The organism is Gordonia sp. WA4-43 (assembly GCF_020520305.1).
Taxonomy (GTDB): Bacteria; Actinomycetota; Actinomycetes; order Mycobacteriales; family Mycobacteriaceae; genus Gordonia; species Gordonia hongkongensis.
On sequence record NZ_CP084736.1, the window covers coordinates 2211049 to 2224687 of the forward strand.

Here is a 13639-nt window from a genome sequence, read left to right on the forward strand (position 1 = left end):
TCACTGCGCCCCGGCGGTGGCAGCCGCCTCGAACTCGGAGATGCTGACGAACTTCGTGCGGACCCGGCCGGTGGCCCTGCCCGCGGACTTCTCGGCGGCGTCGATCGCCTTCCAGCCCGTGAGGTCGATGCGGTTGGCGCCGCGGTCGGCCACGAGTGCGGCGACGTCGTCCCGCGAGGTCGAGGGGTCGTCGAACGCGGCGGCGACGAAGTCCGCGATGACCGCCTGCGCGGTCTCCTGACCGCAGATGCGGTTCATGCCGATACCCCCTGTCGCTCCTCGCTTGATCCAACCCGTGACGTACAGGCCGGGCATCACATCGCCGTCGGCCGCGGTCTGGACCCGCCCCTCGGTGTTGGGGACGACGCCGTGCCCCTCGTCGAACGGTAGGTCGGTGACCGGCACGCCCCGGTAACCGATGGCCCGCAGGACCAGTCCGGTCTCGAGGTCGAACCGATCCTCGGTGGGTGTCACCGCGACTGTCCCGGTCGCGTCGGCGTAGGCGTTGCGCACGCACGTAAGCGTAGCCACTTCCCCGTCACCGGCAATTTCGACGGGAGACGTGAGGAACCGGAACACGATGCGCTTGTTCCCCGGCGTCTGCGGACGCTCGGCGAATTCTCGGGCGAGACGCACCTTGGTGGCTATCGTCGAGTCGAGCGTGTCATCGGACTGCGCCGCCTCCGAGGCCGGGTCGAGGACCAGCTCGTCGGGGTCGATAACGACGTCGACACCGTCGACGTCACCGAGTGCCAGGAACTCGCTGTTGGTGTAGGCCGCCTGCGCCACGCCGCGGCGGCCCAGGAGCACCACCTCGGAGATGTTGGATTCACGCAGCTTCGCGAGGGCGTGGTCGGCGATGTCGGTCTTGGCGAGCTCGTCGGGGTCGGTGACGAGGATGCGCGCGACGTCGAGTGCCACGTTGCCGTTGCCGACCACGACGGCCCGCTCACCCGACAGATCGACGTCGAGGTCGGCGAAGTCCGGGTGACCGTTGTACCAGGCGACGAACTGGGTCGCGGCGACCGAATTGCGCAGATCCTCGCCCTCGATGCCCAGCCGCTTGTCGGTCGCGGCGCCGACCGCGTAGATCACCGCGTGGTAGCGGGCGACCAGCTCGTCGTGGCTGATGTGCTTGCCGACCTCGACATTGAGGTAGTAGGTGAAGTTCTTCTTCGCCGCGACCGAGGCGAAGGTCTTCTCCACGCCCTTGGTGGCGCTGTGGTCCGGTGCGACCCCGGCGCGCACGAGTCCGTAGGGCGTCGGCAACCGATCGAACATGTCGACCTTGATGGCCGGTTTGCGGACGAGCTCCTCCGCGGCGTAGAAGGCCGCCGGCCCGGCACCCACGACGGCCACGTGCAGTTCCTTCTCGGGCAGCTTGGGTGCCTTGCGCGGTGGCACGAGGCCGCCCTCGACGTCGTGGTCTTTGTAGTAGTCCGCGTTGATCTGGAGATACGGCTCGTCACGCTCGTCCAGCTGATCGTCGGGGATGATCGCCTCCACCGGGCACTCGTCGATGCAGGCGCCGCAATCGATGCAGGTCTCCGGATCGATGTAGAGGGCCTCCGCCGTCAGGAACTCCGGCTCGTCGGGCGTGGGGTGGATGCAGTTCACCGGACACACGCTCACGCAACTGGCATCGTTGCAACATGGGCGGGTAATCACATGCGCCATCTGCTGTTTCCTCGTGATCCGACACGTAGAACGTGTTCTATTTTTCCGATTGAATGTATCTTAGCCGCAAAGATACCGGCGACCTATCGGAGGGACTCGAGTGAGCCAGGTTACGCCAGCAGTGTCGGTTGCATCACTTCCGGATCGCAAGCCTGGTGCTCAGTTCTACGAGGTGGGTTATCGCGTCCGCACCGGCGACGTCGATCAGGACATGCGTGTGCGCCTCGATGCCGTGGCCCGCTACCTGCAGGACGTCGCCAACGACAACCTCGAGGCAACCGAGTTCAGCGCGACCGACCCGTTCTGGATCGTTCGGCGCACCATCATCGATGTCATCGAGCCCATCACCTGGCCGGGTACGGTGACCGCGCAGCGGTGGTGCGGTGCCCTGTCGACGCGCTGGACCAACATGCGCGTGCGCCTGACCGCCGAGCACGAGACCAACCGGTTCAACCCCCGACCGCGTCCCGCGGGCCTGATCGAGACCGAGGCGTTCTGGATCAACGTCAACGAGCAGGGCGTGCCGTCACGCCTGTCCGACGACGCCTTCGCGATGCTGTCGGCGATGACCGACGAGCACCGCCTCCGCTGGCGGTCGATGAACCCCGAGAAGGCCCCCGACGCCGCCGACATCGACTTCCCCGACCGTGAACACGTTCTCCGGATCACCGACTTCGACCCGTTCAAGCACCTCAACAATGCCGCCTACCTCGAGGCGATCGAGGACGAACTCGTCGAGCATCCCGACCTGGTCGACGCTCCGCACCGGGTGGTCATCGAGTACCTGCGGCCCATCGTGCCGGGCACGCGGCTGGTCCTGCGCCGGGTGCGCGAGGACGACCGGCTCACCGTGTGGTTGATGATGCCGGGCACCGGCGACGAACTCGTGGTCGCGGCCAGCGTCGTCGTCGGGCCGCTCCCGGGGTGAGCAACTTCTACTGACCGCCCTGGAGCAGCAACTCCATCAGCTTGATCGGCGCCTCGCACGGATCGCCCTGGGGCGCGCTGCGAGGTTCGACGAACCAGGTGAAGATGCCGCGGCTCGGCGCACGGGCGGTCACACCGCAGACGCCCGGCCGGTCGGGACTGCGCTGGGTGAACGCCGACTGGCTGGCAACCTTGATGTTCTCGGTCTGGAACCCGAGCTTCTTGGCCGTCTCCTTCTCCACGTTGACGTTGCCCCACTCGAACCAGTTGAACGTCACACTCACCACGTCGGTGGTGCCGGAGACCAGCCATCGGCAGATGGCCCCGCTGAACGACCGTTCGGCGAACCCGCCGCCGGCGACGACATCGGCGATCATCGCGTCGGGTAGCACATCGCATTCGAGCAAGAGCCGGTCGAACTGGTCGGTGTCGATGTCGCTGCTGCCGGACTGGTCCGCGGCCCCCAACGGCACCGCCTCACCGTCGACGGTGCGCGCACACCCGGCCAGGGCGGTCAGTCCCAGCAGCACCGCGGCGATCACGATGAGGGCGCGCGTCACGACGCACGCTCTATCGACAGCGTCGCCAGCTCGCGTGCGGCGTCACAGATCTCGTCGATCGGCCGTGGTGTCGCCGCGTCGCCGCGGATCGACCATTCGAAGAAGTCCGCGCCGAAACCGATGCCGACCTCACAGATCTGACCTGATTGCGTGTAACCGATGAATCCCTCGTGGCCGTCGATCTCGAGTCTGTTGGTGACGTCGCGCGACAACTTCACGTTCGCCTCCTCACGACCGATCGGCGATCCGCGATACCAGTTGAACGAGGCGACGGCACCCGTCCTCGAACCGGTCGTGTCCCATTCGCACACCGAGGTGTTGTTCACGGTCTCGGTGAGTCCACCGAACCCGGTGATGCGGACCACCTCCTCGAGGGACACGCCGCCGCATTCGCCGAAGAACGGTCCGGAACCGGCCTGGGCGGGCGCCTCGGGCGTGTTCGGAGTGTTTGGATCCGACGTCGGCTCGTCGTCCGAGCAGGCGCCGACGAGAAGCGTGATCGCTGCCAGTACCGCGATGAGCAAGGTGCCGTCGCGCAGCCGATCCAGTTGACGCCGTTCACGTTTCGTCGGCCGACCGGCACCGCGGTCGCGGCGCGGCTGACTCGCCAGGATCTCCTTGGGCGGCGGTGGTGGAGACCGGTCGACGAAGCACTCGGCGGCCATCGGCGCCGACACCCGTTTACTGATCGTCCTGGTGACCTCGACGATGCGCTCCCGTCCGGCGAGCCGTACGCGGACCTCGTCACCCGGCACCACCGGCTGGGCCGGTTTGGCGGTCACCCCGTTCACGCGGACGTGCCCGCCCCGACACGCGGCGCCCGCCGCCGATCGGGTCTTGGTCAGACGGATGGCCCAGATGTAGGCATCGACGCGGGTGGACATGGTCAGCCGCCCAGCCGACTCGTCCGCAACCCGGGAGTCCGTCCGGCGCAGGCGCCCCGACCCGGTTCAGTGCCCACGACGCCGACTCCCTTCACCGCTCTCCTCGACCCTGCCGGGTGCTCGTTGGGCACCACTGTAGCGGGGTCGCCCAGCCCGCCGCGGGTGCTGAACAGGCGACACCGTCAGCGCTTGCGCGTCAGCAGGTATGCGCCCCCGCCGACGGCCAGGACGAGGAACAGGATCGCCAGGAAGGTCTGGTCGAGCAGCAGCAACGTCACGAACACCGCGATGCCCGGTGACACCGCGACCAGGCTCATCGCCGGGTGCTGACGCACGACCTCCGACACCGCTCTGCTCTTGTCCCGATCGATGGCCATGATGCCCTCCCTGGTCGGTTGCACCCGGACCGGTCCGTGAACGGCCCGGGGTCGTGTGCCCAGGGTAGCCGCGCGTCGCGACAGGCCCGGGGCCCGCGACCGGCAGACCTCGACTCGACCGATGGACTTCGATCGAGGTCTGTCAGTCGAGTCGAAGTCTGTCGGTCGAGAACGGATCAGGCCGCGGCATCTCCGAAATCACTGCCGGAATCGGAATCGGCGCTCGAGTCCGAGTCGCTACCGGAGTCGTTGCCATCGGAATCAGAGGTGTCGGAATCAGCGGTGTCGGAATCAGCGGCGTCGGAATCAGCGGCGTCGGAACCGGCACCGTCGGAGTCAGCGGCGTCGGAACCGGCACCGTCGGAATCCGAAGTGTCAGGATCCGAGGTGTCGGGCTCGGGCGCGTCGGAGTCTCCAGCATCCGGGTTCCCGATGCCACCCTCTTCGGAGGCCAGCGGCGCGCGGTGCCTGCCGACGTAGGAATCCTCGGCCGAGCGGTGCTTGCCGACGTAGCTCTCGGCCTCGTCGGCCTCATCGTCGGTGGCGGCCGAATCCGCCGATGTGTCGACGACCGACATGCTCGTGCGCGCCACAGTGTTCGACGCGCCGGTGTCTATTGGATCGGTGGCGGGCAGACCGAACGGGAACTCGTAACTCGGGATGCGGATCACGGGGACGAGCTCGCCGGTGTCGAGTTGCCCGAACTCGATGACCGGCAGGCCCAGTCGATTCGGCCGGAGCTCGCCGTTGACCTCGACCAGCGGGCGGAAGGTGACGGTCGAACCCAGCCAGTCGACGGTGATCGGAGCCGTGAATCCGTAATCGCTCGTCAGCCGGAGGAAGTTCCCGCTGAACAGGTCGTAGTCGCCCCCGATGCTCAGGCGGGCGAAGTCCTTGGAAAGCGACATCCAGTCGCCGTCGAAGTCGATTCCGGAGCCACTCAGGACGCCGGCGAGCAGACCCTCGAGAACGTCGGCGCCGAGTCCGCCGAGAACCCCTCCCGGATCGGCGATCAGCGCTGTCGGGTCAGTGAGCGCGAACTGGAGTTCGCCGTTCGGCTGCTGCCACCGGAAGTCGACGGAGCCCAGCACGTTCGCGCAGGCTCCGACGCCGTCGGCATGGGCACCGGTGAGGCCGCCATAGCAACCCACGCCCTTGACGCCGGGGATCGTCGTGATCGTCTCGCCGAGGACCGTGACGTCGAGCGGCCCGGTGTTCCACGCGTGTGCCATCCCGATCAGTGCGAACGACCTCGCCGTCCGTCCGTCACTCGCCCCCGCGGTCGCGATGCTCAGCGGCAGATACGATGTCGCAGTCGCGTCGCCGCCGCGGTATGCGAGCGCGAACTGGAAACCGTTCCCGGCGACCGTCGCCGAGCCCTCGGTGGCGGGGGCGTCGGTCATCGTCGGTGGCAGGTCGATGCCGAGGAAGCGGAGAGTGTCTCCGAGGACCGAACCGGACACGGTGTCGAACACCTGCTTGACCGGATCGTAGATCGCGACCGGCACCACCTCGATGCGGTCGGGCAGGACGACGGCGAGTCCGATGCCGCCGAGCTCGGTGCTCGACTGAGAGCAGTCGGCCCCGTCCCGGACGCCGCCAGACATACAGCTCTGGATGCGCCACTGCTCCGCGATGTCGGCGAGCGCGCCGTTCCCGATCTCGGAGATCAGACCGCCGAGCGGGTTTCCGCTGTCGAAACCGTTCAGCCAGTCATCGAGTTCGCCGATCGCCGGTGGTATCACCGCGGCCTCGGCCACCGCCGGTTCCGCGACCTGTCCGGCGCCGATCGCGGCGACGGTCGCCAACGCGGCCGCCCCCGCGATCGCACGATGCTGCCGCCGCTGCTTCCGGTTCTCTCGTCAAGCGACCTTCTCCGATCGCTGAATTCCGCTGCGCCCCAACCTGGTCATCCGTCCCACCCTCTTCTCCCCGACCGCCCGAGCTGAGTAAGTGAATCATCACGCTCGGTGAACAGATGGTCGATCGGAGGAAATGGCACGAATCGGCGGTTCTGGTCAGACGTCCCACCCCTACCAGCGGTCGCGGTCGAGACCCTGACCAGAGGCACCGGCGTCGGCGGCGCACCCGAATCCCACGACCCAGCGGGCGGGACCGCTCTCTCCCGCGGCGATCTCGACCTTGCCCAGCATCATCGGCTCGGGCAGGGCGGCCAGGAACTCCCCCAGCGCCGACGGAGCGAGCGTCCACACCTCGCCGCGAATCGCACGGCCGGCCTCGGGATCGCGGATCAGTCCCGGTTTGGGCGGGGTCGTGTCGAGTGCGACCAGACGGTACGACGGGGTCGTGGTGACCTCGCCGGCCCACCGGGCACCCCGTCCGCTGAGCTCGTGCGTCAGTGGCCCACCCCGCATGTGCGCCCCGAAGACCGCGAGTTCGATCGCATCGTCGGGCTCCGCCCAGGAGGGCGCCACCGAGTCGTCACCGACGAAGCGACGTGCCACGTCGACGAGCACGGCGTCGGCATGCGCGACGCCCAGGAACGTGACGCCGAACTGTGCTGTGCTGCCGTCTCCTTCGATGACCGTCCCGGCCGGCACCGCGAGTCCGCACAGGTCGAAGAGGTTGCAGAAGTTGGTGTACGTGCCCATTCGTGAGTTCACGCCCACCGGATCGGCGGCCACCTCGGCGAGCGTCGGGTGCGCCGGCGCGGTCGGTACCATCAGGACCGTCGCATCGCCCCACTGCTCCATCGCCGCCACCCGAAGGTCCGCGAGACGACGACGGGCGCGCAACAGGTCGACCGCCGAGAATCGGTCCGCCGCACCGATGATGGCCGACACCGTCGGATCGAGACCGGCGGCGCCGGGATCGGCAACGGAATCGAGGTAGTCCCCCACCGCCTCGTATCGCTCGGCGACGAGCGCGTCGTCGTAGAGGAGCCGGGCGGCCTCGAGGAACGGCGACAAGTCGATGGTCTTGATCATGAGCCCCGCCGCCTCGGCACGATGCACCGCGTCGTCGAACGCGGCGCGCCACCTGTCGTCCAGACCGGGCAGCTCGGTGGGCACGGCGACGACCGGGCGTTCGGGCGCGGCGTAGGGCACGGACTTCGGGAAGGGGCGAGTCCCAGCGGCTTTCGCCATCACCGCAACCGATCGGTCGGCCAGCGCGAGGTCGGCGGCGAAGATCGTGAGGACATCGTAGCTCCGACAGGCGGGTACGACTCCGTCGGTGGAGACGACACCGAGGGTCAGTTTGACGCCGACGATGCCCTGCAGGCCCGCCGGCACCCGACCCGACCCGGCGGTGTCGGTCCCGATGGCGATGTCGGCGAATCCGAGGGCCACCGCCACCGCCGACCCCGAGCTCGATCCACCCGAGATGCGGTCGGGGCGTCGGGAATCCCGCACCGCACCATAGGGACTGCGAGTACCCACCAGTCCGGTCGCGAACTGGTCGAGATTGGTCTTGCCCAGCACCACCGCGCCGGCCGCACGCAGGGCGGCGACCGCGGGCGCATCGGCCTCGGGGGTGAAAGCGAAACCGGGACACCCGGCGGTGGTCGGCAGACCGCCGACGTCGACGTTGTCCTTGACCGCGAGAAGAATGCCCGCCAGCGGGCCGCCGGTCGCGACGGACCGCTCGTATTCGGCACGCACCTCGGCCTCGGGCCGGAGCGTGATGAACACCTCCGGACGATCCGCCTCGGCGATCCGCGCGTACACCTCGTCGATCCTGCTCATGCCACCCGCTCCTCGTCGTCCGCGCGCTCCGACGCGCCGCCGTCGGCCACGCTCACACCGGCCGCTCGCGCAGCGAATTCACCTTGTAACGACCATCTCTCGCGCTCCTCCGCACGGGCGATCTCCATCGTCTCCCGGCGAGCCGCGATGTCGCCGGCGTGCTCGTCGAGGAAGCGCTGGTGCGCGGCCAGCGAGAACTCACCGTCGACGATCTTCGTGCTGTCGCCGCGCCCGGCGGCGACGTCGGCCCGCATGTCCAAGAGCTCTTCGGCGCTGACCGGATACCAGTGGATTCGATCGAAGAACCGCAGGAGCCACGGATGTTCGGGATCGAAACCCGGGGCCGGCAACGGATGCCGGTGATTCCACACCTGGGTTGTCCGTCCGACGAACTGATAACCGCCCGGGCCCTCCATGCCGTAGATGCACAGGTAGGCGCCGCCGATACCCACCGCGTTCTCCGGGGTCCAGGTGCGGGCGGGGTTGTACTTGGTCGTGACCAGGCGGTGGCGTGGATCCAGCGGAACGGCCACCGGCGCACCGAGATAGACGTCGCCGAGGCCGAGGACGAGGTAACTGGCGTCGAAGACGGTTCGGTACACGTCGTCGACGGAGTCCAGGCCGTTCATCCGGCGGATGAACTCGATGTTCCACGGACACCACGGGGCGTCAGACCGCACGCCGAGCATGTACCGTTCGATCGCCTCGCGAGTGGCCGGGTCGTCCCACGAGAGCGGCAGATGCACCGTGCGGCTCGGCACCACGAGGTCTTCGGCGGCCGGCAGTTGGCTCTCGCATTCGGTCAGCCACTCCAGCATCTGCGCCTGCGACCACACATCCGGGTCCGCCTTCACCTGCAGGGAGCGGATTCCCGGCGTGAGATCGACAAGCCCGCGCGGCTTCTCGGCGGCGATCCGCTCGGCCAGCGCATGCACCCGGGCCCGCAGGGCCAGGTCGAGGTGCATCTCGCCGTACTCGACGAGCACGTTGTCGTCGCCGGACCGGCGATAGGTGACGGTGGTCGACCCGTCGGCGGTCGTCGTGGTGCCCAGGATTCCGTTGTCGGCGTCGCCGCCCGACGACAGGACGTCGACGAAGCACGCCCGCCGGCCCAGCCCCACCTCGGCGGGCGAGGCCGCACGGTCACCGCGCACCGCGACGAACCGGATCGTGTCACCCGGCTTCAGCTGGCCGAGCTTCCAGCGCTGCGCGGTCGTGACCGTCACCGGGCACACGAACCCACCGAGACTCGGGCCGTCCGGGCCGAGCAGAATCGGCGTGTCCCCGGTGAAGTCGAGGGCGCCGACCGAGTACGCGGTGTCGTGGATGTTCGACGGGTGCAGACCGGCCTCGCCACCGTCGTCGCGCGCCCACCGGGGTTTGGGGCCGATCAGCCGGATACCGGTCCGGTCGGAGTTGAAGTGCACCTCGTAGTCGGTCGCGAACAGATCGGCGATGTCGTCCTCGGTGAAGAACTCCGGGGCGCCGTGGGGTCCGACGGTCACCGCCAGTTGCCAGCTGTTGGTGAACGCCGGCTGCTCGTCGGACAGGATGCGCCGGGGCGCGCCGGCCGGCGCACCCAGCAACGCGAGATCGTCGCCGGCCACCAGCGCCCGCCCGTCGAGCCCGCCGAACTTCCCCATGGTGAAGGTGGACCGGCTCCCGAGGTGATCGGCGGCGTCGAACCCGCCCCCCACCGCCAGATACGCCCGCATGCCGAGGGTGCCGATCGATCCGATGTCGAGCACGTCACCTGGTTCGAGAGTCAGCGGAACCCATTGCGGTGCAACTGTTCCGTTGATCGTCACCGGGACCGGAGCCCCGGTGACGGCCACGACCGCGGACCGGTCGAACCGCAGGGCCGGCCCCATCAGCGTGATCTCGAGACCGGCTGCCGTCCCCGGATTGCCGACAGCGATGTTGGCGAGCCGGAAGGACAGGTCGTCCATCGGACCGGAGGGGGGTACGCCGACCTTCCAGAACCCGACCCGGCCGGGCCAGTCCTGGATGGTGGTGAGCGGACCGGACCGCAGTACGGTCACCGCGCCCGTGGTGGTGGCAGACATGATGGTGGGATCCTCGTCGGAGTCAGGCGACGCCCGGGGGCGTGGAGATGAACGGAGGTCAGGACGGCCGGGTGACGATGACGCGCACCGCCGTCGGATCGAATCCGTTGCAGGGGTTGTTGATCTGCGGGCAATTCGAGATGAGTACCAGGGTGTCGACCTCGGCGCGCAGCGCCAGTCGCTTGCCGGGGGCGGACAACCCGTCGACGATCCCCAGCGAGCCGTCGGGATCGACGGGGACGTTCATGAAGAAGTTGACGTTGCCGACGAGGTCGGCCTTGCCGAGGCCGTGCCGGCTGCCCTCGATGAGGAAGTTCTCGACGCATGCGTGCTGGTGCTTGGTGTGGTGGCCGTAGCGCAGCGTGTTGGACTCCTGCGAGCAGGCGCCGCCGAGGGTGTCGTGGTTGCCGACCTCGTCGGCCACGATCGTCATCAGCGGAGTGGAGTCGTGGTCACGGATCACGCTGCCGGTGGTGAGGAAGATGTTGCCCTGCGCGGCGATCGTCGCCTGGGCCGAATACCGCTGGGCAGTGTCGGCGGCGGCGTAGAACAATGTGTCGACGGCCTGGTTGCCGTGCAGGTCGACGATGGTCAGCACGTCGCCGGCGGCGACGACGCCCGACCACGGAGCCCGGTCGCCCACATGCGCGTCGTCGACGACGGTGCCGGGGACGAGAGCGAGTTCGGCGGCCGGCGCCGAGGCGAAATCGGTGATGAGTGCGGTGTTTGTCTCGGTCACGATGGGTGGTCCTCTCTGCGGGTCGGCTCAGTGATGAGCCGCGGCCCAGACGTCTTCGGAGTTGGCGACCGCGCGCTGGTACTCGGGGTCGGTGCCGGCGACCTCGGCCAGCAGCGTGTCGAGATCGCTCTTCGCCTGCCACGCCAGCACTTCCAGCGAGGTGGTGTCGAAATGCGGCGACGGGTCGAGCGGATGCGCGGTGTTGGCGATCGCGACCGTGCACGGCAGATGCAGGATCAGATCGACCGAACGCCCGGGGCCCGCGCTGCCCGTCGAGCGCAGTGTCCCGTCGGCGTCGACGGTGACGCCGTGGAAGAACGACAGCGACGGCGCCACATCCGTAGGTGTCAGACCGTGCTTCGCGGCCGCGAGCGTGAACAGCTCACGTCCGGCCGGACTACCCGAATGCACCTCCCCGGCTCCATATCTCGCGGTGTTGCCCGCGAGGGTCGAGGTACCGCACAGGGCGTCGTGGTGACCGGAATCGTCGGCGACCACGGTTGCCAGCACGCGGCCCTGATCGCTGAGGAGCGGATGACCCGCACCCAGGTACGCCTGCCACGGGACCTTCACGGTGTCGGCGACGTTGAGACGCTCCCACGGCGCGTCGGCGCGCCAGAGCAGCAGATGTGCGCAGGCCGCGCCGGCCACATCGGTGAGCCGCAACCGGGTCCCCCGTGCCAGGACCTTGCTGGTGTAGCGGCCACCGGGCACCGCCTCCGCCCAGGTCAGCGAGGTGGCCGGGACGTCGGCGGGCGGGTTGGGCCAAGCCGATGCCGGCACCACCGGCATGCTGTCGGTGATGGCACCGGCCTGCGCACGGGCGTGTTCGCGGGCGCCGGTCGTCGTCCCAGTACCTGCCGCGGTGATCGTGCTCATTCGGAACTCCTTGTTGTAGATGGTCGCAGCGGCCTCAGGCGGACGGGGAGGTCGTCACCGGTCGCGGGTGTTCTTTTCCGCGGGGGTAGCAGGCGATGCCGACGAGGACGGTCGCCACGATGCAGATGGGGCCGGCCCAGCGGAGGATCGGCATCTCACCGGACGGGTCGAAGACCTCGGCCCGCGGCCACGCCAGATTGATCACCATCAGGACGCCGTAGAGCACCGCGAGGGCGTTCACCACGATCCCGAGTCGGCCCAGGCTGAACAGCTTTCGGCCACCGGCGTCGACGGCCGGCGTGTCCCGGCCGCCGCGATGCGGCCAGCCCTGGAACCGCCGGTAGAGCATCGGGCCGGTGACGGCCAGGTAGGCGAGGTAGATCAGGATGATGCACACGCTGGCGAGGGTCGCGAAGATCGCCGAGTTGCCGACGTTGACGAGCAGGATGCCGATGCAGAGCACACCGATCAGGATCGACGGCAGGATCGGGGTCCCGGTGCGGCTGTTGACATGTGCCAGTTGCGCCGAGAACGGGAGCCGGCCGTCGCGAGCCATGGAGAACATCAGACGCGAGCAGGCGGTCTGGATGGCGAGGGTGCAGATGAAGATCGCCACGGCCACGTCGGCGAGCAGGACCTTGCCCCAGAAGCTGCCGAGCACGGAATCGAGGACGTACGGCAGACCGCCGGTCGCGAGTTGCTCATCGAGGGTGGGTGCCGCCATCAAGGTGCCGAGCAGCATCAGTCCGCCGCCGATGGCCGAGACGGTCAGCGCCATCCGGATGGTGCGCGGTGCGACGCGGCGCGGGTCCCTCGTCTCTTCGGCCAGCTCACCCGCCGACCCGAAACCGACCATGACGTACGCGGCCATCAGACCGGAGACGATGAACGCCCAGATGTAACCGGGCTGCTGACCGGGAACGCCGGTGTCGAAGACGACGTCGGGACCGCGCTGGGCGTGGGTGAACAGTGCCAGGATCACCGCGACGACACCGACGAGTTCGCAGACGACGCCGATGCTGTTGACCCGGCTCATCCACCGGACGCCGACACAGTTGATGGCGGTCACGACCACGAGCAGAACCGAGCCGAGCAGCACCGCGTTGGCCGCACCGCTCGTGGTGGTGAGGGTTGGGTCGTCGCCGATGATCTGGAAGCCGATCCAGATCGACGGCAGGACGACCTGCAGGGCGATCGCGGCCGCGGCAGCGGTGACGACCTGCGCGATCATCATGAACCAGCCGCCGAACCAACCGACGACCTCGCCGCCCATTCGGCGGGACCACTGGTAGATCGCGCCCGAGATCGGGTATCGCGCCGCGATTTCGGCGAAGCACAGCGCCACCAGGAACTGGCCGGCGTAGACGATCGGCCAGGTCCAGAAGAAGGCCGGGCCGCCGAAACCGAAACCCAGACCGAACAACTGGAAGATGGTGGTCAGGATCGAGACGAACGAGAACCCGGCGGCGAAGGACGCGAACTTGCCGAGCGAACGATGGAGTTGCTGGTCGTAGCCGAGTGCCGAGAGGTCGTGTGCGTCGGCATCTCCGGCGCCCGGGCCGGACGATGATCCAGCGGCCGAGGAGGGCGATGCCGCGGGAGCCACTTCGGGGGTGGAGGTCATGCGCGGTCTTCCTTTCCGAGAAGAAGCTCCACGTTGAGCACGGTTGAGGCAGGCACTGTTTCCTGTCACCTGATAGGTAAGCCCTCGCTGATTTCTATCGATTGACAGAATTGTTCCGGTCGTGAAAACTCCCGTTACGTCCGCGTAACGTGCCTGGGATTTCCCCGGTCGGCGGGTCCGCGAACGGCCGAAGCACGCG

10 protein-coding genes and 1 pseudogene are annotated in these 13639 nt (G+C 68.4%); 1 reads left to right on the forward strand and 10 read right to left on the reverse strand.

The window, feature by feature from the left end:
• Entirely contained in the window at positions 1 to 1677 is a 1677-nt protein-coding gene (locus LEL84_RS09880; protein WP_226513936.1) for an FAD-dependent oxidoreductase, read from the reverse strand.
• Positions 1678 to 1777: 100 nt separating this feature from the next.
• On the opposite strand from LEL84_RS09880, the gene LEL84_RS09885 reads away from it, so the two are divergent.
• Positions 1778 to 2605, forward strand: coding sequence for an acyl-[acyl-carrier-protein] thioesterase (locus LEL84_RS09885; protein WP_068971118.1), 828 nt, complete (start codon positions 1778 to 1780; stop codon positions 2603 to 2605).
• 7 nt (positions 2606 to 2612) lie between these two features.
• Here LEL84_RS09885 and LEL84_RS09890 read toward each other — a convergent pair whose 3' ends face one another.
• The 9 genes and pseudogenes from LEL84_RS09890 to LEL84_RS09930 form a co-directional block, all read right to left on the reverse strand.
• Positions 2613 to 3164 carry a DUF3558 domain-containing protein gene (locus tag LEL84_RS09890; protein WP_226513937.1) on the reverse strand — a complete coding sequence of 184 codons (552 nt, stop codon included), beginning with the start codon at positions 3162 to 3164 and terminating at the stop codon, positions 2613 to 2615.
• Positions 3161 to 4048, reverse strand: coding sequence for a DUF3558 family protein (locus LEL84_RS09895; protein ID WP_226513938.1), 888 nt, complete (start codon positions 4046 to 4048; stop codon positions 3161 to 3163). The genes LEL84_RS09890 and LEL84_RS09895 overlap by 4 nt, the downstream gene beginning before the upstream one ends.
• A 182-nt stretch (positions 4049 to 4230) precedes the next feature.
• Complete coding sequence (locus LEL84_RS09900) at positions 4231 to 4425, reverse strand: hypothetical protein (RefSeq protein ID WP_058252431.1); 195 nt, start codon at positions 4423 to 4425, stop codon at positions 4231 to 4233.
• Positions 4426 to 4601: 176 nt separating this feature from the next.
• A pseudogene (locus tag LEL84_RS09905) lies at positions 4602 to 6338 on the reverse strand (hypothetical protein).
• Between the two features lie 120 nt (positions 6339 to 6458).
• Positions 6459 to 8132, reverse strand: a complete 1674-nt coding sequence (atzF, locus tag LEL84_RS09910; protein WP_226513939.1) for an allophanate hydrolase — start codon at positions 8130 to 8132, stop codon at positions 6459 to 6461.
• Positions 8129 to 10198 carry a 5-oxoprolinase/urea amidolyase family protein gene (locus tag LEL84_RS09915; protein WP_226513940.1) on the reverse strand — a complete coding sequence of 690 codons (2070 nt, stop codon included), beginning with the start codon at positions 10196 to 10198 and terminating at the stop codon, positions 8129 to 8131. The genes atzF and LEL84_RS09915 overlap by 4 nt, the downstream gene beginning before the upstream one ends.
• A gap of 58 nt (positions 10199 to 10256) precedes the next feature.
• Positions 10257 to 10937, reverse strand: coding sequence for an urea amidolyase associated protein UAAP2 (locus LEL84_RS09920; RefSeq protein ID WP_068971122.1), 681 nt, complete (start codon positions 10935 to 10937; stop codon positions 10257 to 10259).
• Positions 10938 to 10964: 27 nt separating this feature from the next.
• Positions 10965 to 11816, reverse strand: a complete 852-nt coding sequence (locus tag LEL84_RS09925) for an urea amidolyase associated protein UAAP1 (protein ID WP_068971123.1) — start codon at positions 11814 to 11816, stop codon at positions 10965 to 10967.
• Positions 11817 to 11850: 34 nt separating this feature from the next.
• The gene (locus LEL84_RS09930) at positions 11851 to 13440 is read right to left on the reverse strand and encodes an amino acid permease (RefSeq protein WP_226513941.1); all 1590 of its coding nucleotides are present in this window, start codon (positions 13438 to 13440) and stop codon (positions 11851 to 11853) included.
• Positions 13441 to 13639: the final 199 nt, after the last annotated feature.

Coding starts and splice junctions, on each gene's coding strand:
- LEL84_RS09880 (WP_226513936.1), bottom strand. CDS start 1,677: ATGGCGCATGTGATTACCCGCCCATGTTGCAACGATGCCAGTTGCGTG.
- LEL84_RS09900 (WP_058252431.1), bottom strand. CDS start 4,425: ATGGCCATCGATCGGGACAAGAGCAGAGCGGTGTCGGAGGTCGTGCGT.
- LEL84_RS09915 (WP_226513940.1), bottom strand. CDS start 10,198: ATGTCTGCCACCACCACGGGCGCGGTGACCGTACTGCGGTCCGGTCCG.
- LEL84_RS09930 (WP_226513941.1), bottom strand. CDS start 13,440: ATGACCTCCACCCCCGAAGTGGCTCCCGCGGCATCGCCCTCCTCGGCC.
- LEL84_RS09895 (WP_226513938.1), bottom strand. CDS start 4,048: ATGTCCACCCGCGTCGATGCCTACATCTGGGCCATCCGTCTGACCAAG.
- atzF (WP_226513939.1), bottom strand. CDS start 8,132: ATGAGCAGGATCGACGAGGTGTACGCGCGGATCGCCGAGGCGGATCGT.
- LEL84_RS09925 (WP_068971123.1), bottom strand. CDS start 11,816: ATGAGCACGATCACCGCGGCAGGTACTGGGACGACGACCGGCGCCCGC.